Annotated in this window: 14 protein-coding genes; 12 read left to right on the top strand and 2 right to left on the bottom strand. The window is 43.7% G+C overall.

The genetic code is table 11. The features are described from left to right. Nucleotides 1–4: 4 nt before the first annotated feature. The 7 genes from SO_RS23420 (at nt 5) to SO_RS15375 (ending at nt 11,514) form a co-directional block, all read left to right on the top strand. Nucleotides 5–3,868: a S8 family serine peptidase gene (locus tag SO_RS23420; protein ID WP_011073180.1), complete on the top strand. Its 3,864-nt coding sequence runs from the start codon at nt 5–7 to the stop codon at nt 3,866–3,868. A 668-nt stretch (nt 3,869–4,536) separates the two neighbouring features. Then, a complete protein-coding gene (locus SO_RS15400) occupies nt 4,537–6,036 on the top strand; it encodes a flavocytochrome c (RefSeq protein WP_011073179.1) in 1,500 nt (499 codons plus the stop codon). Nucleotides 6,037–6,045: 9 nt separating this feature from the next. Continuing rightward, nucleotides 6,046–6,420, top strand: a complete 375-nt coding sequence (locus tag SO_RS15395) for a cytochrome c3 family protein (RefSeq protein WP_011073178.1) — start codon at nt 6,046–6,048, stop codon at nt 6,418–6,420. Between the two features lie 97 nt (nt 6,421–6,517). Continuing rightward, complete coding sequence (locus tag SO_RS15390) at nt 6,518–8,167, top strand: HAL/PAL/TAL family ammonia-lyase (protein ID WP_011073177.1); 1,650 nt, start codon at nt 6,518–6,520, stop codon at nt 8,165–8,167. Nucleotides 8,168–8,309: 142 nt separating this feature from the next. Next, a complete protein-coding gene (locus SO_RS15385; RefSeq protein ID WP_011073176.1) occupies nt 8,310–9,434 on the top strand; it encodes a porin family protein in 1,125 nt (374 codons plus the stop codon). A gap of 121 nt (nt 9,435–9,555) precedes the next feature. Next, on the top strand, nt 9,556–10,401 hold the full coding sequence (locus tag SO_RS15380; RefSeq protein WP_011073175.1) for a LysR family transcriptional regulator: 846 nt from the start codon (nt 9,556–9,558) through the stop codon (nt 10,399–10,401). 189 nt (nt 10,402–10,590) lie between these two features. Next, nucleotides 10,591–11,514: an IS5-like element ISSod12 family transposase gene (locus tag SO_RS15375; protein WP_011073174.1), complete on the top strand. Its 924-nt coding sequence runs from the start codon at nt 10,591–10,593 to the stop codon at nt 11,512–11,514. Between the two features lie 116 nt (nt 11,515–11,630). On the opposite strand, the gene xseA is transcribed toward SO_RS15375, so the two are convergent. Continuing rightward, nucleotides 11,631–12,968 (bottom strand): exodeoxyribonuclease VII large subunit, encoded by a 1,338-nt coding sequence (gene xseA, locus SO_RS15370; protein ID WP_011073173.1) that lies wholly within the window; start codon nt 12,966–12,968, stop codon nt 11,631–11,633. 122 nt (nt 12,969–13,090) lie between these two features. On the opposite strand from xseA, the gene guaB reads away from it, so the two are divergent. From guaB to tadA, 3 genes are all read left to right on the top strand, one after another. Further along, nucleotides 13,091–14,557 carry an IMP dehydrogenase gene (gene guaB, locus SO_RS15365; RefSeq protein WP_011073172.1) on the top strand — a complete coding sequence of 489 codons (1,467 nt, stop codon included), beginning with the start codon at nt 13,091–13,093 and terminating at the stop codon, nt 14,555–14,557. 116 nt (nt 14,558–14,673) lie between these two features. Beyond that, nucleotides 14,674–16,251: a glutamine-hydrolyzing GMP synthase gene (gene guaA, locus SO_RS15360; protein WP_011073171.1), complete on the top strand. Its 1,578-nt coding sequence runs from the start codon at nt 14,674–14,676 to the stop codon at nt 16,249–16,251. 95 nt (nt 16,252–16,346) lie between these two features. Then, on the top strand, nt 16,347–16,931 hold the full coding sequence (gene tadA / locus SO_RS15355) for a tRNA adenosine(34) deaminase TadA (RefSeq protein ID WP_274544339.1): 585 nt from the start codon (nt 16,347–16,349) through the stop codon (nt 16,929–16,931). A 459-nt stretch (nt 16,932–17,390) separates the two neighbouring features. Here tadA and mltF read toward each other — a convergent pair whose 3' ends face one another. After that, nucleotides 17,391–18,827, bottom strand: coding sequence for a membrane-bound lytic murein transglycosylase MltF (gene mltF / locus SO_RS15350; protein ID WP_011073169.1), 1,437 nt, complete (start codon nt 18,825–18,827; stop codon nt 17,391–17,393). A gap of 280 nt (nt 18,828–19,107) precedes the next feature. Here mltF and purL point away from each other — a divergent pair, with 280 nt between their 5' ends. Together purL and SO_RS15340 are read left to right on the top strand one after the other, a co-directional pair. After that, on the top strand, nt 19,108–22,989 hold the full coding sequence (purL, locus tag SO_RS15345; protein WP_011073168.1) for a phosphoribosylformylglycinamidine synthase: 3,882 nt from the start codon (nt 19,108–19,110) through the stop codon (nt 22,987–22,989). 1,239 nt (nt 22,990–24,228) lie between these two features. Next, nucleotides 24,229–25,785 (top strand): cytochrome ubiquinol oxidase subunit I, encoded by a 1,557-nt coding sequence (locus SO_RS15340; protein WP_011073167.1) that lies wholly within the window; start codon nt 24,229–24,231, stop codon nt 25,783–25,785. The last annotated feature ends 11 nt before the right edge of the window (nt 25,786–25,796 follow it).

The following is a 25,796-nucleotide window of genomic DNA, read 5'->3' as shown; positions in this document are numbered from 1 at the left end:
TCACATGTTTAATAAATCATTTATCGCGATTGCCATTGGACTTACCGGCATATCTCAAGCGAGTCAAGAAAATCTAAAAGCATATAGTTGGCAGAATAAAGTTAATTATGTCATCAACGCTGATGCTGACGTTAGAGCTGATCACTCTGGCCGTAGTCGTTACATCATACAATTAATGCAAGCTCCAGCTGCAACACACGCTGCGCAATTATTTAATAAAGCACCACAGGATAGGACGAGTGTTAGTAAAGCATCTATCACGCAGAAATTACCGCAAAAGATAAGTCATCTCCTACAAACATCTCAATTAGAACAATATCGTCAAGAGATTGCTCATCATCAAGGTATATTTAAAACGACAGCGAGTAAAACTCTTGGTCGGCCTTTGCAAGCAAAAATGCAGTTCGACACGGCCTTTAACGGTATGGTGTTAGAGTTAACGCCAGATGAAGCAAAAACAATGCTGACAGTACCACAGGTATTGAAGGTGATTAAAGAAACACCAACTGAACTCCAAACGGATAATGGTCCGCAACTTATTGGGGCGAGTAATCTTTGGGATGGAAATGCGACGGGTCTCGCTGCAAAGGGGGACGGGATAATCATTGGTATCTTAGATACAGGGATTAATACGGATAATCGTGCATTTTCTGCTGTCGGAGACGATGGCCACAACATCATTAATCCGCTCGGCTCTGGCAACTATTTGGGCGATTGTGTCAAAGATGCCACCTTGTGTAATGACAAACTGATAGGAGTATATAGTTTTCCTTTAGTTACGGATGAATATAATGGATTGCGTCCAGCAAATGGTGAAGATTATAACGGTCACGGCAGTCATACCGCTTCAACTGCTGCGGGAAATGCATTAGTCAATGTACCTGTGTTAATGCCCAATATTGGTGAGGAAGTGGGAGATGGGATTGAAACTGGCACAGTACTTTCTAATATCTCCGGTGTTGCCCCGCACGCAAACATCATTTCTTATCAAGTTTGCGACCAATCAGGTTGTTACCCGAGCCTGACGATAGCCTCTGTCGAGCTAGCGATAAAAGCAGGGGTAGATGTGTTGAACTACTCTATTGGCCCCCGTGGAGGGGTTCAGAATGATCCCTGGAATACAGCATCGGATATTGCTTTTTTGTCTGCCCGTGAAGCTGGCATTTTTGTGGCTATGGCCGCTGGGAATGCGGGGCCTGATGCTGAAACTGTTGGAAATGTGGCACCTTGGGCGATTTCAGTTGCCGCAAGTTCTCATCAAAGAGTTTGGAGTCATGTACTGAGTGGCTCCGGAGTGACTGGAGATCCTCTACCCCAAATAGAAGGTTTGGCTGATGTATTTACCAGTAATGGAGTGATCAATGCTCTCAGCGATGAAACCGAAATAGTGTATGCAGGTGACTACAAAGATATAAACGGCAATTCGCTTGCCCTATGCAATAGTCGAGTTTATTTTTTTGATCCTGTGATGGCAGATTTAAGAGGTAAAGTGGTTATATGTGATCGTGGTGAAATTTCCTTAGCAGACAAAGTGACGAATATGTTCTTTGCCGCTGGGGTCATCATACGTAATACCCCTACTTCTAACCAGAATATGGCTAGCGCTCGTTATGCATTGCCTTCATTACTCATCAATGAGTTAGATGGCAAACAGTTGTTGGAATGGATGAAGCGCACTGACACTCCTAAGGTGAGCATTAGTGCTGCAAATGCAGAGTATGATCAAGCTAATGCGGATATTTTAGCGGACTTTTCATCAAGGGGGCCTTACAAATGGCAAACTGAGTTGATGGTTCCACATATTGCCGCACCAGGTGTTGATATCTATGCTGCTTATGCGGATGAAATGCCATTTACTTCCGTTAATGATGCAGCCCCTTCGGATTTTGCCTTCTTAAGTGGCACCTCTATGGCTTCTCCGCATGTTGCTGGTAGCGCAGCGTTATTACGTCAACTTCACCCAGACTGGACTCCTGCTGAGATCCAATCTGCAATGATGCTGACTGCAACGACTAATGTCTTAAAAGAGGATGGCAAAACGCCAGCAGGTATTTTCGATATAGGCTCAGGTAGACTTCAAATCGATAAAGCCGCGCAGGCTGGACTCGTTATGGATGTGCCTATCGATGAGTATAAGGCGGCAAACCCAGAATTAGGCGGAGATGTGACATCACTGAACCTGCCAGTGCTGACTTCAACTCAATGCATGAACTCCTGCAGTTGGACTCGTACCTTACGTGCAACACGAGATGGCAGTTGGACTGTATCAAGTAACGGTAATGTCGATGGTGTCACTATTTCTGCTTCCCCTTCGAGTTTTGATATCAAAGAAGGGGAAAGTGTGACTGTTACTTTTACGGCAAATATAGCGTTGCGTGCGAACGAGGATTGGAGCTTTATGCAAGTCAATTTAGCTCCCTCTGATAATTCACCAATGTTATCTTTACCAGTAGCGGTAAAACCCTTAATCGCATTAGTTCCTGCATTTATCACCCAAGATTATTTTTGGAATAAAGGTGACCTAGAACTAGCCGATTTTCACTTTCGTTATCCAGAAAATTTACTTTTCAATATAAAACCGCTGGAGAAGGCAACCTCTTATCATTTAACGCTTGCTGCGGATTCTGATAATCGCTCACCGTTTGATAACGTTAATGACGGCACCGCGCTAAGTTTTATAAATGTACCTGATGGTTCAAGCAATTTGCGTGTCATTGTGGGGGAATCAAGCGCAATAGATATTGATGTTTTTATTGGGTTAGACAGTAATAACAATGGCATACCTGAAATAGTGGAATTAACTCAGGCATGTGCCACAAGTATGAATGTTGGCGAAGCTTGTCGTTTAAATGCGGGAAGTGGCCGTTATTGGGTATTAGCACATAATTATAAAGGAAGTGGTGATCCATTAGACGCTGTTAGACTTGACGTGCTGTTACAGCCAAATACCGAGACTTTGCCAGCACTGGTAACCATTCCAAATATGTCCACAAAGCCATATGACGCATTAAGCGCTCATTTAAGCTGGAGTGGCGATATGATTGAAGGGGTTTATTACAGTGAGCTGGAAGTTTTTGACCGAAATACACCAACAGCTGCACGAGCTATTGCTCGTAGTAACCTAGTGGTTAATCGAGTAAAACCCTCAGTGAAAATAGACTTAGTTAAAGGTGACTTAAGTCATAGGAAAGAGGCTGAACTTAATATCCAACTTCCGACTAACCCGACATCAGATTCGCTAACCTATACGCTTAATTTAGCTATGGCTGATAATTTAACCATAACGGATGTCGAAACGAATGGAGACATAAGTTTAAATCATGACAAAAATAATATTAAGGTGACATTAGCGCCGGGTGAGACTAGTACGCTTATTGTTGCAAAAATCAATCAAAAATCCCCTATAAGTGGTGACTTTAAGGTTGATTGGTCACTCAATACGGATAAATCAGATTTTGATGTACAGCAAGGCAGCTTGATGGTTAGTAATACAAATAAGGCACCAAGCCTTGCTGTTCCAAAAGAAATCAAAGGCAATATGGGGAGTGATGTTAAATTCAACATTGTGTCGGAGGATGCAAATCAAGATCCTCTGTCCTACACTGTCACCCAGATAAGTGGTCCGGCAGTGGATATTAAAGATGACGGTAAAGGTGAGGTGATTTTAAGTTTACCTGAGGTGAATTCAAGCCAAGTTGCAAAGTTCAACGTTAATGTCACTGATGGCGAATTCAGTCAAAGCAGTGATATGTCACTAGAGATAACCTATATCAATACTGAAAATAGCGGTGGGGCAATATTTTGGAGTATCGTCCTGCTAGGACTCTTCGGCCTGCGCCGTAAACGTCTACGTACTAGGTCATACTAAGCTCATTCAGCCTATTGATTGAAGATACATCCCCCATATTGAGTCATATGGGGGTTTTTAAATGACAATTTTATCATCAGTGAATTAATTGCTCCCATCTCCTACTTCATTTCACATATCCTGCTTAACAAGTAACCAATACATTAGAAAGTAAGTAAAATTCTAATGTCACTCCGTAAGAAGTGATTTTTTAATAAAAATTGATTTTTAAAGCCATATATTTGCAGTTCAATCAAAATTAGATGCTAATGACTGTCTGAATTTTAACCGCTACGTTGTAGTGTTTTGCATACTATTAACACTAGATATTCGGATTAATATTATGTGTTTAATCATAGCGATTAGGAGCATTAGTCAGGCGGATTCTCCCTGTATAACAAAGCTATCTCACTCTTTTGTAAGTATACAGATCTCGATCACACTAAGGTGATAAGTGAAACTTATGGCAAAAAATGGCGGCTGTGAGTCACATTAACAATTGTTTAATAAAAATATTATACCACATATCGTAATAAATATTGGCCAATTTTAAACATTGCTTACGTAATGTGCGATTTAGTGTTAGTGGTAAAGTTAAGTTTTACTCTAACGTTTATTGCGGTTAATTCTTTATATTAATTTATGTTTCTTATTTATATTTGCAAAAATATTTAACGGGTGAGGGTATTATGGCCGGAAGAAGAGATTTCCTGAAGTTAGCAACAGGCATCACAGCCGCTATGGCATTTCCAATTAAAGCATCGAATGATAATTATGGAAGAACTTGGGATAAAGAATTTGATATTATCATTATCGGCAGTGGTTTTGCTGGCCTGTCAGCTGCTTATTCAGCCCATAAAGCAGGGATAAAAAATATTATAGTTCTAGAAAAAATGGAGGCATTTGGTGGCAACTCAGCTATATGTGGTGGCTTGATGTGTATGCCATTAACTCCGATGCAAAAAAAATTAGGAATTGAAGACTCCGCAGAATTAATGATCAAAGATATGCTTAAAGCTGGACGTGGTTTTAATCATCCTGAACTTTGCCGCACTTTAGCTACAGAAGCGCACAAAGCTTACGATATGCTGATGGAATGTGGCGTTAAGTTTCAAGACAAAGTGATTCGTCTAGGTGGGCATAGTGCCCCACGTGCACATTTACCCGAAAGTGCATCTGGCGGCGGAATTGTCGTTCCTATGCATAACTACCTTCGCAAGGCTGGGATCATATTTCAAAATAGAACGAATGTTGAAGAAATCATTCGTGGCGACAGCGGTGTGACAGGTATTGTTGTCAGCGAAAAATACGATTTTAAGAGCGGTTCCAATAGAGGTCAATTCGCTTATAAAGCTAAAAAAGGGGTAATTGTTGCTTCTGGTGGATGGGGACAAGATCACCAGTTTATTAAAACAACAATGCCTGCATATCAGAAACTTGAAAGCACTGCTCAGCCTGGTGCTACAGCAACCATGATTAAGTCACTGCTCTCTATTCGTGCACTGCCGGTCATGTTAGACATGTACCAGTTAGGGCCTTGGGCTACACCGGATGAAAAGGGAGCTGGCCCTGCAAGTTTCTTTGCTGATTACGCCTTTGCAGAAGGGATCGCTATTGACCCAAAAACAGGGGCGAGATTCATGAATGAATTAGCAGACCGTCGAACTCGTGCAGATGCGCAGTTGGCAGTGTTGGCCTCAGGTACGAAAGAAAAACCTAATATGCCGTTTGTATTTTGTGGTGAGGCAACGGCAAATCATGCAGAAGGATTTAAAGCGGCTTACCGTGATGGTGCAATTAAAAAGTCTGAAACGCTCGAAGAATTAGCCAAACGTTATGATGTTGATATTAATGCATTACAAAATTCAATAAATGAATGGAATGAGATTGTTCAAGGTAAAGCAAAAGATCCTTTTAACAAACCTTTAGATGAAAAAACAATTTTAAAACCTCCATATTATTCAATCCGTTTGTCACCAAAATTACATTATTGCATGGGGGGGGTTGCTATTACGCCTAACGCAGAAGTCATTGACTCTAATACTTGCGAACCTATTTCAGGCTTATTTGCTGCTGGTGAAGTTACTGGTGGTACACATGGAATGGACCGATTAGGTGGTTGCTCTTCTATTGATGGTCTCGTGTTTGGGCAAATTGCAGGTAATCAAGCTGCCATTAGAAAAGTGTAATAGGTGATAATGATGAAATATATATATAAATTAGGTTTGGTTAGTGCTTTGTTAATGACTTGTTTATCTGCCTACTCTGCGGAGAATACTTTAAGTGGAGTGCCAATTAAAGAGCATCATTTTAAGTTGATGGGGAAAAGTGGAAGTTGTAAAACATGTCACGGTACTGGTGTGCCGAATGAAAGACCTGATTCAAGTTTTTGTATTAGATGCCATGGTACAATGGACGAAATCCCAACGAAAGAAAATAAATACGATAAATTACCCCATGACTCTGCTCATTATCGGAATACATTGGAGTGTACAGCATGTCATTCAGAGCATAAACCATCACATGCTATATGCAGTGATTGCCATATAGTGGAGTTTCCAAATCTAAAGTAAGTTCTATTTAATAAACTCTATTTGTTTGATTGTTAATTAATTTTGATTCGAAAGCTAACTAGGCTTTTTTATATTCAACTAATAATAGGACGTTGACATGAAATTAAAAACTATACCGCTTGTAATAGCCGCTATATTACCTATGACATCAATCGCAGCAACTCATACGCTTGATGGCACTTCATTGACTGTAGATAAACTTTGGGAAATATCTAAGTCTGGTGAAGATGTTAACATTTCGAAAGAAGGTTGGGAGCGTATTCGAGCGTCTTATAAAGCGCCTATTGATGCAGCTGAAGATGGGCGTTCTATTTATGGATTAACCGTTAATTACGGTGCTCTGAAAGACCAGCGTGTCGCGGGGGCTTCGGTCGAAAATGAGCCGAATCGTTCAGAATCTATTAAATTTAATGAGCGGCAAATGCGGATACAAGCAGCGGGGATGGAGCCATTTTTACCTGAAGCTGAATCTAAAATGGCGATGGTTATCCGTTTGAACCAGATGGCTGCAGGATTTACAGGGATGAGTGTTGATGCTGCCAATGCCTATATGGAATATATCAACAATGATGTTTATCCACTTATTCCATCTCGAGGCTCAGAAGGTGCCAATGATTTGAGTATGGTGACACATGTCGGTTTAGCCTTAATGGGTGAGTGGGATGTAATGTACCAAGGAAAGCGTCGCTCTTCAGCTGAGGTTCGTAAAGAGCTAGGATTGAAAAAATATCAGCCATTTGGGATGGATGGTATTTCAATTCTCTCAAATAGTAATGTTGCCGAAGCACAATCTATTACGGCAGTGAAAAAAGTGGAGCATCTACTCGATCTATCATCAGTGATAATTGCGTCTAGTTTAGAAGCGCTAAATGGTAACGTGTCCCCTTTTCTATGGCATACAGTCGATACAAAAGGATGGCCACAGGGACATGAAGCGGCGGAATCAATTTTATCTCATTTAAAAGGTTCATATCTTTGGAGTCTTGATTCGAAGCGAAATTTACAGGACCCGTTGAGCTTTAGATCATCAGGTCAAATTTTAGCGGCAGCGAAAGAAGAATTACGCCAAGCAAAAGAGTTACTTAATACAGCAATCAACCATACGACAGACAATCCAATTGTGCATACAAATGCAAGAGATGATTTATGGTACAGCAATAGCGATTATGTTGATGGCTTACGGGTTGGTGGAAAAAATGTTTTTGTTAACTCAGGTTCTAATTTTGATAATACCCAGCTAGCAGTGCAGTTGGAGTCTTTGAGTCGTGCACTTGCCCAAGTGATTCATATTTCAGCCTGGCGTACTACCCAATTAGATGACGGTCACCGTACAAAATTAACAACATATTTAATTTCTAAGGAAAATGTTGGTGGTGATGGTTTTGCTAATATCGCACAATCTATGTCTGGTCTTTATGCGGAAGCGATGTCTTTGACTAATAGTGCTGCAATTTATGGCGTACCAACATCTGTTGGTATTGAGGAAACCTTTAGTAACGTCAATTTAATTGCAAATCGCTTAGATAAAATTGCAGATATTGCTTATGAAATTTACTCTTATGAGGTGTTGCATACCACACAAGGTATGGATATCAGAACAAAAGAATATAGCCAAAAAATGGGGAATGGTACGAGTGAATTTCTTCATGAATACCGTAAATATGTTCCATTTGTATCTAAAGATAGAATTTACACTCCTGATATAAATAACGGTGTTAAATTTTTAAAAACCTACAGTACAAGATAATTTTTGTTACTTTTTAAATGATGGTTATCGTGCAAGGCATGTTTTATATATGCTTTGCACACTACTAGTCACCCTAATCTAAACTGTTTTCTTGTTCTATGAATAATATAATTAAATCAGTTTAATGTCTTTGGAGTAATTGATGAAAACTAAATTATTATGTAAGTTTATGTCTGCAATTGTTGGATTATCTGCTTTTAGTGTTTATGCAGATAATCCAGATGAAGGAATTAAATTTGGCGGTTCAGTTAGAGCGAACTATGCTTATAGAGATTATGACCAAGCTTCAAAAGATAAGGGGGGAGACTTTTATTTTGATGTTGCAACTTTAACGTTAAATGGAAAAATAGGGGACTGGGGGGTATCTGCAGATTATAGACTGTCATCAAAAACGAATTTCATTAAACATGGTTATGGTTTCTATGATGTAAATGATGATCTGCAAGTTCAAGTTGGTATTAATAAGGTTCCTTTTGGTAATCGAGAGTTAATATCAAATAGTTGGTGGTTTGGTTTGCCATATTACTTAGGGTTTGAGGATGACTCTGACGTAGGTGTTAAAGTGGTTTATGAAAACCAAGGTTGGCATACAGATGTAGCCTTTTATAAAAGTGCTGAATATGGTGCGACCGAGAACAAGCGTTATTCGACCGATTTGTATACCGGTACCATCAATGGCACTGAGTATCACAATGAAGAGACTAACCAGTTAAATGTGCGCCAAACTTATACAACAGAATACGAAGGCGGCTCGACTACCTTTGGTGGCTCTGTGCAGTATGGCCAAATCTACAACAGCGAGACGGGCAACAATGGCGATCGCTATGCCGTAGCATTGCATTTAGACAGCAGCTACAAAGGCTGGAATTTACAAATGCAAGCCATGCAATATGAATACGATGCTGCAGATGCTATCGACTCTAATAAAATTGGCGTGTCAGTAGTAAGCTGGCAGTATGAAATTGCTTCTAAGGGCCAAGCCTATAACATCAACATTGCCAAAACCGTGAACACAGATTGGGGTAGCATTAAGTTCTACAACGACTTTGGTTTAATGACGCCAGATGTTGATGATGATAGCTACGATAACAGTATGCAAAACGTCACTGGTATGGCGATTTCTGCAGGTCCTACCTACACAATGATCGACTTTATTATGGGTAAAAATATGACCTTCTCTACCGCCAATAATGATCATATAGGTTTACCTGAAGTGGGTGATGATTGGGATAAAAGAGTTAATATAAACTTTGGCTTCTATTTTTAGTTGTAGATCTAGCTCACCATAATTTGATATTTGTTACTTTTGACACGTGTTGTGATATTTTTGTTGGGTGGAAGTAAGTTTTTAGCTATATTGTCATTATTTTAAATCAAGGTTTTAATCTATGATTAGCAGTAGCACTGTTCATGCTTTCTATTTCTCAGCAAAATATTCCAGCTTTTCACGGGCTGCGGAGATATTGGAGACAACGCAGCCTAATATAAGTGGACAAATAATAAAATTAGAAAAAGATCTTGATACAATTTTGTTTATTAGAAAGCAAGGCCGTGTTTCACTGTCTAAAGAAGGTGAGAAGCTCTATTTGGTTGCCGAAAAAATAGTTAATAGTTATAAAGAGTTTGATAGTGTCGTAGAATATTTTTTTGAAGAAGAACCTATAGTTATTGTTACTCAGCCTAGGCTTTATACAAAGTATGTTGCACCTTATTTGACAGATGATTTGATAAACAATAATTTATTTCATATAAAAACTGGCGAATTAACAGCTATAAAAAGCTGGTTGGATAAGGAAGATGCAGACATAGTGATTACTGAAGGATTATTTGATAGTCATTCTCGGTATATTAATGAAGGTGTTATTGATGTTTTAAAGTTTAGTTGGGCTAAAAAGGTTAATGAACAGTTTGATTCACCCTGTCCAACACTCGTTCATTCAAAAGTCTGGGATCATTGGCATGATTTATCATCAGCCTTAAATCGAAATAAAGAGTTTAAGCGTAAGTTAATTATTGATACGCCGGATTTTGCTGAGCGTTTGATTGAGTCTGGTGTTGGTATTGGGCTGTTACCAAATGTTATGATTAGTAATAATGCTAATTTAGAAGTATGTCATGGTCCTACTAGAAATAACGTTCTCGGACCAATATGCCTTTATTCAAAGAAATATTCACAACATAAAAATTTAAGGTCATTGGTTAATATGTTTAAAAAAGAATCAAGTGACAGTTAGTCGTTTATATAACGATAATATTTTTAGCCTTTAGGACTAAATCTTTAGTTTATTAGCTGCACGTCATGCGTGGCAGCTAATGCTTGAAGAGTAAATGGCAGAAAGCTTAGGCTTTGTTTCCTAAATAGGTTGAACTAAAACCGTAGCCGCAGATCTGATCGGCATCGCCTATCAACTTACCCATCAACCGTGTCAAAGCCTCGCTATAAAACAACCAACTGGAAGCAATACAACCAAGCCTTAATCAACCGCGGTTCACTTACCTTCTGGATTGATGAGGATGCAATTGCTAAGTGGAAAGCCAAGGTCGAGCCGCCCAAGAAAGGTCGCCCTCAATTATTTAGCGACTTAGCCATTACCACTGCGTTGATGGTTAAGCGTATTTTCTCTATGCCACTGAGAGCCTTACAGGGCTTTATCAATTCGGTGTTTAAACTGGGTGACATCCCATTATCTTGCCCGCATTACACCTGTATCAGTAAACGCGCGAAAACGGTCAATATTGCTTTTAAAACCAAGACTCGCGGCGCCATTGAGCACTTAGCTATCGACTCGACAGGCTTGAAGGTCTATGGCGAAGGTGAGTGGAAAGTGAAGAAACATGGCACAGATGGAAAGCGCAGAGTGTGGCGTAAACTGCATATTGCCGTCGATACACATAGCCATGAAATTATTGCCGCAGAACTCAGTTTATCAGGTGTAACAGACGCTGAAGTGATGCCCAATTTACTTAAGCAAACCCATCGAAAAATCCGCAATATCTCGGGTGATGGTGCTTACGACACGAAAGCCTGTCACGAAGCCGTTCGTCGAAAACGCGCTTTAGTACTGATTCCACCTAGGGAAGGTGCTGCGCTATGGGAAAAAGGGCATCCACGAAACTTAGCCGTCAGTTGGCAACAGCTTCATGGCTCAAATAAGCAATGGAAAAAACGGTATGGTTATCATCGCCGCTCAATCTCAGAAACCGCTATGTACAGGATAAAACAACTGCTAGGAGGCACGTTGAGCATGCGGAATTATAACGCTCAGGTGGGAGAAACCTACGCGATGATTAGGGCTTTGAATAAGCTGACTGGGCTAAGTATGCCTGAAACCCACTATGTAGCTTGATATTTGAACAATAATGAGAGTGTTGTTCGCTGACTCGATTTAGGAAACAAAGCCGAAAGCTTATCACTTGGTGCCACATACTCCCCAATAAACTGCAAAATAATAAAGGCTTAATGTTATGGGAGACGAGTAACGGTAGACATTAGACGCTCGTTGGACAGTTGAGTTGTAATAGTATCACCAAGACTGATTTGACTTGCAGATGTGATAACAGCACCGTTTACGTCAGTGGTGATGCTGTAACCGCGGCTCAATGTCGCCAATGGACTGACAGTCTCTAACTGATGGGCTACATATTTAATCCGCTGCCCGCTGTGGCTGAGTTTGTCCTGCATGGCATCCTGCAACCGCGTCGCTAAATAACTCAAACGATTAGCTTCGAGCGCGAGCTTATGTTTCGGCGATTGTTGCTCTAGGCGACTTGCCAGTTGCTGCTGACGGCGGCTTAAGCCATGCAGCTTGTTGGTAAGCGCGGCTTCGAGCCGTAATTGCATCTCATCGAAACGCTGCTCAAACTGCTGCAAGGTGCGCTTAGGATCTAAGCGTTGCAACCTGTGCTCAAGTAAACTTAAACGTCTCTCCTGCTTGAGTTGATAGTGGCTTGCGCTCTGTTTGAGGCGGGCAAGCACTGTGGCTAAACGTTGGCTTTTATTGTCACTGTCCTGTGAGAGCAGTTCTGCACCAGCGGAGGGGGTGGGAGCTCGTACATCTGCCACATAGTCACTGATCGTGGTATCGACTTCATGACCCACGGCACTCACTATGGGTAACGCACTGTTATAAATGGTATGGGCGAGGGCTTCGCTGTTAAAACACCATAAATCTTCTAACGAGCCACCGCCGCGGGTGAGCAGTAATACATCCACCTCAAGCCGTTGATTGGCGATATTGATTGCTTGGCAGATATTAATATCCGCGTTTTCGCCCTGTACTTGTGTCGGGTAAATAATCACTTCAATCGATGGGTCGCGCCGTGCAAGCACATGTAATACATCGCGAATAGCGGCACCTGTGGGTGAGGTAATAACCCCAATGCGTTGGATATTTTTGGGTAGTGCGCGTTTAGTATCGGCGGCAAATAATCCCAGCGCGGCGAGCTTCATTTTCAACGCTTCAAATTGTTGCGCCAGTAAGCCGTCTCCAGCCGGAAGCATTGATTCAATTAATAATTGATAGTCGCCCCGCGGCTCGTAAACGCTAATTGCACCTTTTACGATCACCTGCTGGCCATTCACGGGTTTAAAGCTAACACTTTGGTTGCGCCCCTTAAACATAGCGCAGCGAATTTGTGAAAAATGATCCTTAAGGGTTAAATACCAATGGCCTGAACTGGGGGTGGAAAAGTTGGAAATTTCCCCATTTAGCCAGATCTTACCCAGTTGTCCCTCAAGAATTTGTCTGACTTCACCATTGAGGCGTGAGACGGTATAAATATTATTTTTAGGGACTTGCATGTGTTTTCTCGCGCAAATGGGATTTTTTCACTATTTTCCATTTACCGCCCCCTAGATGCAAGGTATAATCCCGCCGCAATATTTCACCTCTAAAATCCTACTCAACTGGGGAGATGTTGCAAATGCTACGTTTAATTAAAGAAGCGCTTACCTTTGACGATGTGTTACTTGTTCCTGCGCATTCTACTGTACTCCCAAACACCGCTATTCTTAAAACTCGCCTGACCAATACCATTGAACTGAATATTCCGCTTGTGTCTGCCGCGATGGACACAGTGACAGAAGCGCGCCTTGCGATCGCCATGGCACAGGAAGGTGGCTTAGGTTTTATTCATAAAAACATGAGCATTGAGAAGCAAGCCGAAGAAGTTCGTAAAGTAAAAATTTACGAAGCGGGCGTGGTTCAACAACCAGTAACCGTTACACCTTCAACCACGCTGGCTGATTTGAAAGTACTAACCGCCAAGAATGGTTTTGCGGGTTACCCCGTTGTCAACGACGCCAATGAGCTGATCGGTATTATCACCGGCCGTGACGTACGTTTCGTGACTGACTGGAGCAAAACCGTAGAAGAAGTGATGACGCCTAAAGCGCGTTTAGTCACTGTTGCGGAAGGCACTAAGTTAGATGAAGTGCAAAAATTAATGCACTCTCACCGTATCGAAAAAGTGTTAGTTGTTGATGATAACTTCAAGCTGAAAGGCTTAATCACAGTTAAAGACTTCGAGAAAGCCGAGCGTAAACCTAACGCCTGTAAAGATGAGTTAGGTCGTTTACGTGTGGGCGCAGCCGTTGGTGCAGGCGCAGGTAATGAAGAGCGTGTCGATGCACTGGTTAAAGCGGGCGTTGACGTACTCTTGATTGACTCTTCCCATGGCCATTCTGAAGGCGTACTCCAACGTATCCGTGAAACCCGTGCTAAACACCCAGATTTACAAATCATCGGTGGGAACGTGGCGACAGCAGAAGGCGCATTAGCGCTGGTTGAAGCCGGTGTTAACGCGGTTAAAGTCGGTATTGGCCCAGGTTCTATCTGCACTACACGTATCGTGACGGGTGTGGGCGTACCACAAATTACTGCGGTTTCAGATGCGGCCGAAGCCGTAAAAGGTTTAGGTATTCCTGTTATTGCCGACGGTGGTGTACGTTTCTCTGGCGACTTAGCCAAAGCTCTGGCAGCGGGTGCATCATGCATTATGGCTGGCTCAATGTTCGCAGGAACTGATGAAGCGCCGGGCGAAACGGAACTTTACCAAGGCCGCGCCTATAAGTCATACCGCGGTATGGGTTCACTAGGTGCCATGTCGCAAGGTTCTTCCGACCGTTATTTCCAGTCTGACAATGCTGCCGACAAGCTTGTGCCAGAAGGCATTGAAGGTCGCGTACCTTACAAAGGCAAGCTTAAGGAAATCATCCATCAACATATGGGCGGTTTACGTTCATGCATGGGCTTAACAGGCTGTGCCACTATCCAAGAGCTGAATGAAAAAGCCCAGTTTGTGAAAGTGACTTCAGCGGGTATGGGCGAGTCCCACGTGCACGATGTAACTATCACTAAAGAAGCGCCGAACTATCGTTCAGGTTCTTAAGCGTTTGTAATACCGGGGCGGCAGTTAGCCGCCCCGGTATTAAGATCCGTATGCCCTCAAGATTGCACCTCTCGTCTTGAGCTAAGTTAAAACAATAGATGAAATAAAGGTTATCCATGAGCGATATTCATGAGCATAAGATACTGATCCTCGATTTTGGCTCTCAGTACACCCAACTGATTGCCCGTCGTATCCGTGAAATTGGTGTTTACTGTGAGTTATGGGCATGGGATGTGACTGAAGCCCAAATTCGTGAGTTTGCCCCTAACGGTATTATCCTCGCGGGCGGCCCTGAAAGTGTGACTGCGGATAACTCTCCCCGCGCACCTGAATATGTGTTTAATGCTGGCGTACCAGTTCTTGGTATTTGCTATGGCATGCAAACCATGTCTGAGCAGCTTGGCGGTAAAGTGATCCAAGGCGTGGGTGAAGGCGAATTTGGTTATGCCCAAATTGAAATGCTTGCCGAATCTGCCCTGTTTAAAGGTATTGAAGATGCCGTTAGCAGCGATGGCAAGTCTCTGCTGGATGTATGGATGAGCCATGGCGATAAAGTGTCGGCGATTCCAGCAGGCTTTGTGGCCGTAGCTAAAACCGATACTTGCCCATTCGCGGCCATGTCTTGTGAGGAAAAACGCTTCTACGGCGTGCAGTTCCACCCTGAAGTGACTCATACCCGTCAAGGCATGCGTATGCTGTCGCATTTTGCCTTAGATATCTGTGGCTGTGCCGCAAACTGGAAACCTTCTTCAATCATCGAAGACGCTATCGAGCGCTTGAAAAAGCAAGTGGGCGATGATGAAGTGATTTTAGGTCTTTCAGGTGGTGTCGACTCTTCCGTTGTAGCCATGCTGCTGCACCGCGCAATTGGTAAGAAGCTGACCTGCGTATTTGTTGATAATGGTTTATTACGTTTGAACGAAGCGAAGCAAGTGATGGAAATGTTTGGTGACCACTTCGGTCTCAACATTGTTCATGTGGATGCGGAAAATCGTTTCCTTGATGCGCTGAAAGGTGAAGCCGATCCAGAAGCTAAACGTAAAATCATTGGCCGCGTATTCGTTGAAATTTTCGATGAAGAAGCCAAGAAATGCGTTAATGCTAAATGGTTAGCCCAAGGCACAATCTACCCAGACGTGATTGAATCCGCGGGTAGCGCTACAGGTAAAGCGCACGTCATCAAGTCGCACCATAACGTTGGCGGTCTGCCAGATGATATGGAATTAGGTCTGGTTGAGCCACTGCGTGAACTCTTTAAAGATGAAGTGCGTAAGATTGGTCTCGAGTTAGGCCTGCCATACAACATGCTTTATCGCCACCCGTTCCCAGGCCCAGGTTTAGGCGTGCGAGTACTGGGCGAAGTGAAGAAAGAGTACTGCGATCTTTTGCGCCGCGCCGATGCGATTTTCATCGAAGAGCTGCACAAAGCTGATCTTTATAACAAAGTCAGCCAGGCCTTTACCGTGTTCTTACCCGTTCGCTCTGTAGGTGTGATGGGTGATGGCCGTAAGTACGATTGGGTGGTGTCACTGCGCGCCGTTGAAACCATCGACTTTATGACCGCGCACTGGGCACATCTGCCATACGATTTCCTTGGCCGTGTGTCTAACCGCATCATCAACGAAGTCGATGGCATTTCCCGCGTAGTTTACGATATTTCAGGCAAGCCACCTGCAACAATCGAGTGGGAATAATTTAGGCATGATTAATTAACGAAAGGCGCCAAGTGCGCCTTTTTTATTGGTTATAGGTATAATTGCCCAAATTGTTGAATAAAGAGAATCCTTAAGTGGAGCAGACAAAACCGGACCTAAAAAATCAGGATGCGAATAAGCTTGAGAAAGATGTTTCAACTGTAGAGCACTCCAATGTTGACCAATCAAAAGTCGATGAGCATTGGATGCGAGTCGCGATGGCAATGGCTGAGAAAGCCGAAGCAGAGGGCGAAGTGCCGGTTGGGGCTGTCTTAGTTAAAGATGGGCTGCAAATCGCGACTGGGTATAACTTGTCTATCAGTCAGCATGACCCCTGTGCCCATGCTGAGATCCTTTGTTTGCGTGCCGCAGGGCAAACCGTTGAAAATTATCGGCTCCTTGATGCGACCTTATATGTGACCCTTGAGCCTTGTGCCATGTGTGCTGGCGCTATGGTGCATAGCCGTATTGCTAGAGTGGTATTTGGGGCTCGGGATGAAAAGACCGGCGCCGCTGGAACAGTGCTTAATCTCTTGCAACATCCTGCTTTTAATCATCAAGTTGAGGTGACATCTGGCGTGTTAGCGCAGGATTGTGCTGACCAATTGAGCCGTTTTTTTAAACGTCGTCGGGAGGAAAAGAAGGTTTTGAAACAGGCTCAAAAGGTGCAGCAGGGATAGTATCTTAAGGACTAAACGGTGTTATCTTTCGATTTAGTCTTGGGCTTGCAGAAAGGTAAAAAACAGTTTGTGGCGATTTAGCACCCGGCGATGGCGGATTTTCAGTAAGGTGCGACGGCGAGATGCGTTGTTATTGATGGTTTTTCTTCTCATATAGACCCCGTTTTCAATCTTGTTATTGTTTAAGTTAAGGCTATTTTGCTTTGGTTACCATTTTGTTCAGAGGACAATGGTTAACGTTGCAATCATTATTGTCTTTATCTGTCATTACGACAGTATCAGCAGAGATATCAGGCGGCAATCCCCCATGATGCATCTGCGCGATAAAGCAGCGTTTTTACCCAAAATCGACTCACTTTAGCGTGCATTCACTTAATCTAAGATTAAAATCTAAGGCTTAACGCTATTTAATATCAACGTTGCGGTGTAATTCAAATATTTATGCGGCCGTTTGGGGGACTATTTGGGTTTATCAGGGCTTAAGGTGCCTGGCGCTGGTACGGGTGTTTCTTCCGCAGTGAGGTCGCTCGGTGCAACTTCTTCGCTATTTTGTTGTTTAGATTGATTATCTACCCAGACTAAGGTGTCGTAATAGCGGCGAATACTATCCACGTAATGGACGGCTTCGCTGCCTCGGGCGTAACCATAGCGTGTCTTTTGGTAGTATTTACGTTTTTGTAGCAGTGGCAATACTTTTTTAAGGTCTTGCCAAGCGTTAGGGTTTAACTCCATGGATTCGGCAAGTTTTCGCGCATCTTCTACATGGGCATAACCGATATTGTAGGATGCCAGTGCAAACCACATACGTTGGCTTTCGGGGATCGATTCAGGTAAGCGGTTAATCATATCCCGTAAATAAGCTGCTCCGCCGCGAATACTTTCTTCGGCGTCGAGTCTGTTGGTGATCCCAATCTCTTTTGCTGTCGGCTGCGTCAGCATCATCATACCGCGCACGCCAGTAGGTGAGCGGGCATTAGGATTCCAGTGGGATTCTTGGTAACTGGTCGCGGCCAATTTACGCCAATCTAAGTCACCTGCGTGGGTTTCAAAGTGCTGCCGATAACGTGGTAAAACGGTTTCAATAGCGCGCAGGAAGGCGCGTGTGTCGATATAGTCGAAACGTTTAACATGGCCAAAGTACTTCTCGTTAAGGTGATCGAGTGTACCAGCGAGTTTCTCTTGATGCCAAAATGCTAGCAATTGACTCATCAAGCCATCGCTATGGGTGGGGGGCAACAACCAGACAACATTGAGTTTTTCTTCCAGTACCAGTCCAGATCGTAAGACGGGTAAATATCGGCGGTTAATTTGCACGCTGCTCGAGTCTGCAATGGTGTAGTCAATTTCCTTATTGGCGATCATCGTCAGCAGTTCTTCGTTATCTTTATCCGTCACTTGATCCCACACAAGTGTTGGATGACGTTTCTGTAATTGAGTTAAGGTTTCGACAAACGAAGAGTCGGCAATAACGGTTATTTTACCTTTCAAATCAGAGATATCTTTAGGTGCAGGCATGCCTTCTCGGTAAACCAATACTTGATTAACGCGATACAAAGGTGGACCTAAACGAAAATGCTCTCGACGAGCAGGGGTTTCGGTCATGCCCGCAGCAATGATATCGATCTCGTTTTTTTTCAGCGCATCATAAAGTTCAGCAAGATTTGTATAAGGCACCATTTTTAAGGGAACATCGAGATATTCGGCAAAGAGCACTGCCATATCATAATCGAAGCCACTGTTGCCTTGGCCTGAGGTCATGTAAATTTGTGGGCCATAGAGGGTGCCGACTCTTAATTCGGTGAGTTTATGCGGGACGAATTCTGTTTCTTCCACGGTCTCTTGCTGACAGGCAGTCAGTAATAAACCCAAGATAATAGCGAACAAAAATCGAGTCATTAAATACACTTTATTAAATAAAATCAGTACGATGAATAGTTGGAGGTCAGCGGGGGAACTAAGATAACTTGGCTGACATTGCTGTGATTATATCCGTTTGTTACCAATTACGTAAAAAAAATCGTACTCAATGGCACACAAAGGAGGATAAAAAGCGCGCTTTTTATCTTATAGGAAACACTGTTTTGCGTAAGGTCACAGGTGATTTGTGACAGACATTTCCCTATAATAGCGCCATCTCTGACCCCTGCAATTATAAATAATAAGGTGAATTGACGTGATGGAGATCATCCGCGGAGCCCCAGCACTCTCGACGTTTAGAGTGCAAAAGCTAATGGAGGCCTGCGTAAGCGCGGCGCTTCCGGTACGCCAAATCTATGCTGAGTATGTTCATTTAGCGGATTTGAGCGAGTTGCTTAAGCCTACTGAGCGCGAGCAACTTGAAAAAATTCTCACCTATGGACCTGCTATCGAAGCCCATACCCCCCAAGGTTCACTCCTGTTTGTTACTCCTCGCCCCGGCACAATTTCCCCATGGTCCTCTAAAGCTACTGATATCGCCCACAATTGTGGTCTTGGTAAGGTGAAGCGTTTGGAGCGTGGTATTGCCTATTATGTTGAGTCAGACACTTTGACCGCTGAGCAGCAACGAACCTTACAGGGTTTATTGCACGACCGTATGGTTGAAGTGGTTCTGAACGATTTTGCTAAGGCCGATGTGCTGTTCAAGCGTACAGAACCCGCGCCTTTCAAGAGTGTTAATGTGTTGGCTGAAGGTCGCCGTGCGCTCGAAGTGGCCAACGTCGAAATGGGTTTGGCGCTTGCCGAAGATGAAATCGATTATTTAGTCGAAAATTTTGTCCGTTTGAACCGCAATCCAAACGATATCGAGCTGATGATGTTTGCCCAAGCAAACTCTGAGCACTGTCGTCACAAGATTTTTAACGCTGATTGGACTATTGATGGTAAGGCGCAGCCTAAGTCACTGTTCAAAATGATTAAAAATACTTTCGAAGTCACGCCTGATCATGTGTTGTCTGCCTATAAAGATAACGCCGCTGTGATGGAAGGCTCGGTGGCGGGTCGCTTCTTCCCCGATCCAAATGGGGTTTACAGTTACCACACTGAGCCAATGCACGTACTGATGAAAGTGGAAACCCACAACCATCCTACGGCAATCAGCCCTTATCCAGGTGCGGCGACTGGCTCTGGCGGTGAAATTCGCGACGAAGGCGCAACGGGTCGCGGCTCAAAACCTAAAGCGGGTTTAACAGGCTTTAGCGTATCGAATTTAAAAATCCCTGGCTTTGTTCAACCTTGGGAAGGCAACTACGGTAAGCCAGATCGCATCGTTAGCGCTCTGGACATTATGACCGAAGGCCCGCTCGGCGGCGCCGCGTTTAACAACGAGTTTGGTCGTCCTGCGTTATTAGGTTATTTCCGTACCTATGAGCAAGAAGTCTCTAGCCACAATGGTGTTGAGATGCGTGGTTACCATAAGCCGATTATGTTAGCGGGTGGCTTAGGTAATATTCGCGAAGAGCATGTACAAAAAGGTGAGATCACTGTCGGCGCTAAGCTGATTGTACTTGGCGGCCCTGCGATGAACATCGGTTTGGGTGGCGGCGCGGCATCTTCTATGGCATCTGGCCAATCGAGCGAAGATTTAGACTTTGCCTCAGTACAGCGTGAAAACCCCGAAATGGAGCGTCGCTGTCAGGAAGTGATCGACCGCTGCTGGCAATTAGGTGATAAAAACCCCATTCAATTTATCCACGACGTGGGCGCGGGCGGTTTATCCAACGCGTTCCCTGAACTGGTTAACGATGGCGACCGGGGTGGCATTTTCAATCTGCGCAATGTGCCATCGGATGAGCCGGGCATGAGCCCGCTGGAAATCTGGTGTAACGAGTCGCAGGAGCGTTATGTATTGTCGGTTGCCGCCGAAGATCTACCTTTATTTACGGCGATTTGTGAGCGTGAGCGCGCACCGTTTGCGGTAGTGGGTGAGGCGATACAAGAGCAGCATTTAACCTTAGCTGACAGTCATTTTGATAATAACCCCATCGATTTACCACTTGAAGTGTTATTAGGTAAAGCACCTAAGATGAGCCGTAATGTGGTGTCTGCTAAGGCGGTTTCTCCTGCGCTTGAGCAAAGTCAAATCGATGTGAAAGATGCGGTTAAGCGTGTACTGAGCTTACCGACTGTCGCAGACAAAACCTTCCTTATCACCATTGGCGACCGCACGGTAACGGGTTTAGTTAACCGTGACCAAATGGTTGGCCCATGGCAGGTGCCCGTAGCTGACTGCGCGGTGACTGCGGCAAGCTTTGACACCTACGCTGGTGAAGCCATGTCACTGGGTGAGCGTACGCCGCTGGCGCTGCTCGATTTTGGTGCTTCAGCCCGTATGGCGGTGGCAGAGTCGATTATGAACATTGCCGGTGCTGATATTGGTTCATTTAAACGCATCAAATTGTCTGCCAACTGGATGTCAGCAGCGGGTCACCCAGGTGAAGACGCGGGTCTTTATGAAGCGGTGAAAGCCGTCGGTGAAGAATTGTGTCCTGAGCTCAGTTTGACGATTCCAGTCGGTAAAGACTCCATGTCGATGAAGACCGCATGGCAGCAAGATGGTGTGAATAAAACCGTGACCTCACCAATGTCATTGGTCATCACGGCCTTTGGTGTGGTGCAGGATATTCGTAATACCGTGACGCCAGAACTGCGCAGCGATAAAGGTGAAACCTCGTTATTGTTAGTTGATTTGGGCGCTGGCCAAAACCGTTTAGGTGGTTCTTGTTTAGCGCAGGTTTACGGTGAGTTAGGTGATGTCGCGCCAGATTTAGATGATGCCGCGCTATTACGTGGTTTCTTCGAAACCATGCAAAAGCTGGTGGCTAACAAGTTAGTGATTGCTTACCACGATCGCAGCGATGGTGGTTTATTCACGACCTTAGTGGAAATGGCCTTTGCGGGTAATATTGGTTTAGATATAGATGTAGAAGATCTACAGGGCACTGATTTAGAAAGACTCTTTAATGAAGAGCTCGGCGCTGTGCTGCAAGTGAGTCGTGATAATGCTGCAAAAATTGCTGCCCAGTTTGCCATTGCAGGCGTACCTTGCCATGTGATTGGGACTTTGGCAGATGATCAATGCATCACCATTAAAGATGGCGCGCGTGAAATCTTCAGCGATACCCGTGTTGCACTGCGTACAGTGTGGTCAGAAACCACCTATCGTATGCAAGCCATGCGTGATAACCCTGCGTGCGCGCTTGAAGAGTTCAAGCTCAAGCAAGATGAAACGGATTTAGGCTTAACCGTTAACTTAAGCTTTGACCCGAGTGAAGATGTGGCTGCGCCTTATATTCTTAAAGGCGCTGCACCTAAGATGGCAATTCTGCGTGAGCAGGGCGTTAACTCCCATGTCGAAATGGCGGCCGCGTTTGATCGCGCCGGGTTTGAGAGCCGCGACGTGCATATGTCTGATATTCTGTCAGGTCGCATAAGTCTTGAAGAGTTCCAAGGTCTGGTGGCCTGTGGTGGCTTCTCCTACGGTGACGTATTAGGTGCAGGTGAAGGTTGGGCTAAGTCGATTCTGTTTAACGAGCGTGCCCGCAATGAGTTTTCACGTTTCTTCGAACGTGATTCAAGTTTTGCGCTCGGGGTGTGTAACGGCTGTCAAATGCTATCAAACCTGAAGGAAATTATTCCTGGTAGCGAGCACTGGCCGCGTTTCGTGCGTAACCGCTCTGAGCGTTTTGAGGCGCGTTTTAGCTTAGTCGAAGTGCAACAAAGTCCTTCGCTGTTTTTCCAAGGCATGGCGGGTTCACGTATGCCAATTGCCGTGTCTCACGGAGAAGGGCATGCGGAATTTGCCAGCGCTCAAGCGTTAGCGTTAGCAGAAGCCTCAGGCACTATTGCGCTGCGTTTTGTTAATGGTAAAGGTGAGATTGCGACCCAATATCCACAAAACCCGAATGGTTCGCCCAATGGTTTAACGGGGATCTGTACTACTGATGGTCGTGTGACACTGATGATGCCACATCCAGAGCGTGTATTTAGAACTGTGGCTAACTCTTGGCACCCTGACAACTGGGGTGAAGACAGTCCATGGATGCGCATGTTCCGCAATGCGCGAGTTAACCTAGGCTAAGGTTTTTATTGATAAAATATCTAGTTAAGTGAACTAAAAAGGAGCGAAATTTTTCGCTCCTTTTTTATATATAAAACGCATCTTTAAAAAAATAAGCCATTTTAATATGTTAGCAATATGTGCAGCATTTCTAATGCACTCGATTTGAAATATGCCGACTTAAACGACTAAATACCTCTTAATAAGTAGTTCACACAATTGAAACAAAGCCAGCTCGCCTTTAATTAGGCGTCATATTCGTCATAATTGTTGGATAATAAAAACAAAAAGCCCCCAACTCAATGAGAAGGGGGCTCGTTTTGCGCTAACAAAACTTCAAATCAAATCAGTATTAATTCAGATTAAGCGGTAAACGATTACAGCTCGCGTGCTGTATAAAGTTCAACAAAAACACGCTTATAGCTGTTAACCAGACGTTCAAATAAGTTTGTCATATCTCTATCTCCACACCAAAGTTACACCTATGTGCGCAGAGTTGGGCTTGTCTGGGACGCTTCACCAGTCATATCAAACCGTCTCCTTAACACAGGAGATATATTAACCAATCTTATTGTGTGGCTCAAACGAGAAAAAATACATGTAAGCATTAAAAAAACTAATCATTGATATGGTGTTATTTTAGTTGTAGATGTTTTTATTTTGATTAACTAACTAAAAATAAAGGGTAATTGTTTTTGTTGTGATTTTATGTTTTGTTGCATTTCATTAGTTGCAACATTGTTTTAAATTTGTTTTCTTATATTTTTGATGGTTACGTGGTTAATTTGCAGTTAAGTGCTTAAAAGTTTAATTTTTTATCTGCAGACGATGTTTCTCTACTCTATAATTATTGATATGTCAACTGGCTGGTAAAGTGAAGTGTGTGCCCCGTAGCAAAACCCATCTAAACCCCTGAGTTTGATTGATTTGAATCAAAGGCGGGTGGTATAAAATACTCACAAATGAAAGCGATTAAATATCTTAACTATCTGATATTTATATCGATGGGATCATTTGTAGGATTGGGTGGTGAGGTGGAAGTCTCAAAGCTGAACGATAGTGTGACTAGGGTCTCAGTACGTGCGGAAAAAGGGGATTTTTAGGCCTTGCTGCCTCGATGTAATGAAAAAGATGATATTTAACGGTTTATACTGGCCTCAGCTATAAACACAAAATGAAAACTCACTATCCTACAAAGGCACTTGCTATGAATGGCTCATGTTGTCGTAGCAATTGGACGCACCACGTAAGGAGTCACCGATGATTGTTGAAGAGGTTGTTGAGCTATCGCGGCTACAGTTTGCGCTGACAGCCATGTATCACTTCCTATTTGTTCCCTTAACATTGGGGTTAGCATTTTTGCTAGCTATCATGGTATCACTTTATGTGATGACAGATAAACACATTTATAAAGATATGACTAAGTTCTGGGGTAAGTTGTTTGGTATCAACTTTGCCTTGGGTGTTTCAACAGGTTTAGCGATGGAATTCCAGTTTGGTACTAACTGGTCTTATTATTCGCATTATGTAGGTGACATTTTTGGTGCACCACTGGCCATTGAAGGTTTGATGGCGTTCTTCCTTGAATCAACCCTCGTGGGTATGTTCTTCTTTGGTTGGGACCGTTTCAGCAAGCGCCAACATTTGGCGGTCACTTGGCTGGTTGCGCTAGGTTCTAACCTATCTGCTCTGTGGATCCTGGTGGCAAACGGTTGGATGCAAAACCCTGTTGGGTCAGTATTCAATTACGAAACCATGCGTATGGAAATGACCAGCTTTGCCGAAGTCGTCTTTAACCCTGTTGCACAGGTGAAGTTTGTTCACACTGTGGCTTCTGGTTATGTCACTGGCGCAATGTTCGTGTTAGCGATCAGTTCTTACTACATTCTGAAGAAACGTGATTTACCTTTTGCACGTCGCTCATTTGCGATTGCTGCAAGCTTTGGTATGGCTGCTATCCTGTCAGTTATCGTTCTGGGTGACGAATCAGGCTACAAAGTGGGTGAGGCGCAACGCGTTAAATTAGCCGCGATTGAAGCTGAGTGGCACACTGAGCCGGCTCCTGCTGCCTTTACTGCGGTTGGTTTCCCTAATCAAGAAACCATGGAAACTGACTTTGCAGTAAAAATTCCTTATGCGATGGGTATCGTAGCAACGCGTTCTTTAGATGAACAAGTAACAGGTATTCATGACTTAATTAGCGAGCACGAAGTGCGTATTCGCAATGGTATGAAAGCCTATGCAATGCTAGTTAAACTGCGTGCTGGTGATACCTCCCCTGAATTACGCGCTGAATTTGAAGCGGCAAAAGTAGACTTAGGTTATGGCTTACTGCTGAAGCGTTATACCAATAACGTGGTTGATGCGACTGAAGAGCAAATTAAAGCTGCTGCTAAGGATTCTATCCCCAATGTCGCGCCTATGTTCTGGAGCTTCCGTGTCATGGTTGGCCTAGGTTTTGTCATGCTGTTCGTGTTCGCAGCGGCATTCTGGCAAAGCACGCGTCACCAGATCGAAGAGAATAAATGGGTACTTAAAGCGGCGCTCTTTAGCTTGCCATTACCTTGGATTGCGATTGAGTGTGGTTGGTTTGTGGCTGAATATGGCCGTCAACCTTGGACCATCTCTGAGGTTCTGCCAACCTTTATGTCTGCGTCTAGCTTAACGACTGGCGATTTGTGGTTCAGTATCATCTCGATTTCACTGTTCTACACTGTGCTGCTAGTGATCGAGATATTCTTGATGCTTAAGTTTGCCCGTCTTGGACCCAGCAGTTTAAAGACTGGTCGTTATCACTTCGAGAAATTAGAAGCCTAAGCAGAGGATTT

It is taken from the genome of Shewanella oneidensis MR-1 (genome assembly GCF_000146165.2).
GTDB lineage: Bacteria > Pseudomonadota > Gammaproteobacteria > Enterobacterales > Shewanellaceae > Shewanella > Shewanella oneidensis.
This window is presented reverse-complemented; position numbering and strand designations above follow the sequence as displayed.

Excerpts from the sequence above, each read along its gene's own strand:
- SO_RS23420 (WP_011073180.1), top strand. The coding sequence starts at position 5 with ATGTTTAATAAATCATTTATCGCGATTGCCATTGGACTTACCGGCATA.
- SO_RS15400 (WP_011073179.1), top strand. The coding sequence starts at position 4,537 with ATGGCCGGAAGAAGAGATTTCCTGAAGTTAGCAACAGGCATCACAGCC.
- SO_RS15395 (WP_011073178.1), top strand. The coding sequence starts at position 6,046 with ATGATGAAATATATATATAAATTAGGTTTGGTTAGTGCTTTGTTAATG.
- SO_RS15390 (WP_011073177.1), top strand. The coding sequence starts at position 6,518 with ATGAAATTAAAAACTATACCGCTTGTAATAGCCGCTATATTACCTATG.
- SO_RS15385 (WP_011073176.1), top strand. The coding sequence starts at position 8,310 with ATGAAAACTAAATTATTATGTAAGTTTATGTCTGCAATTGTTGGATTA.
- SO_RS15380 (WP_011073175.1), top strand. The coding sequence starts at position 9,556 with ATGATTAGCAGTAGCACTGTTCATGCTTTCTATTTCTCAGCAAAATAT.
- xseA (WP_011073173.1), bottom strand. The coding sequence starts at position 12,968 with ATGCAAGTCCCTAAAAATAATATTTATACCGTCTCACGCCTCAATGGT.
- guaB (WP_011073172.1), top strand. The coding sequence starts at position 13,091 with ATGCTACGTTTAATTAAAGAAGCGCTTACCTTTGACGATGTGTTACTT.
- guaA (WP_011073171.1), top strand. The coding sequence starts at position 14,674 with ATGAGCGATATTCATGAGCATAAGATACTGATCCTCGATTTTGGCTCT.
- mltF (WP_011073169.1), bottom strand. The coding sequence starts at position 18,827 with ATGACTCGATTTTTGTTCGCTATTATCTTGGGTTTATTACTGACTGCC.
- purL (WP_011073168.1), top strand. The coding sequence starts at position 19,108 with ATGGAGATCATCCGCGGAGCCCCAGCACTCTCGACGTTTAGAGTGCAA.
- SO_RS15340 (WP_011073167.1), top strand. The coding sequence starts at position 24,229 with ATGATTGTTGAAGAGGTTGTTGAGCTATCGCGGCTACAGTTTGCGCTG.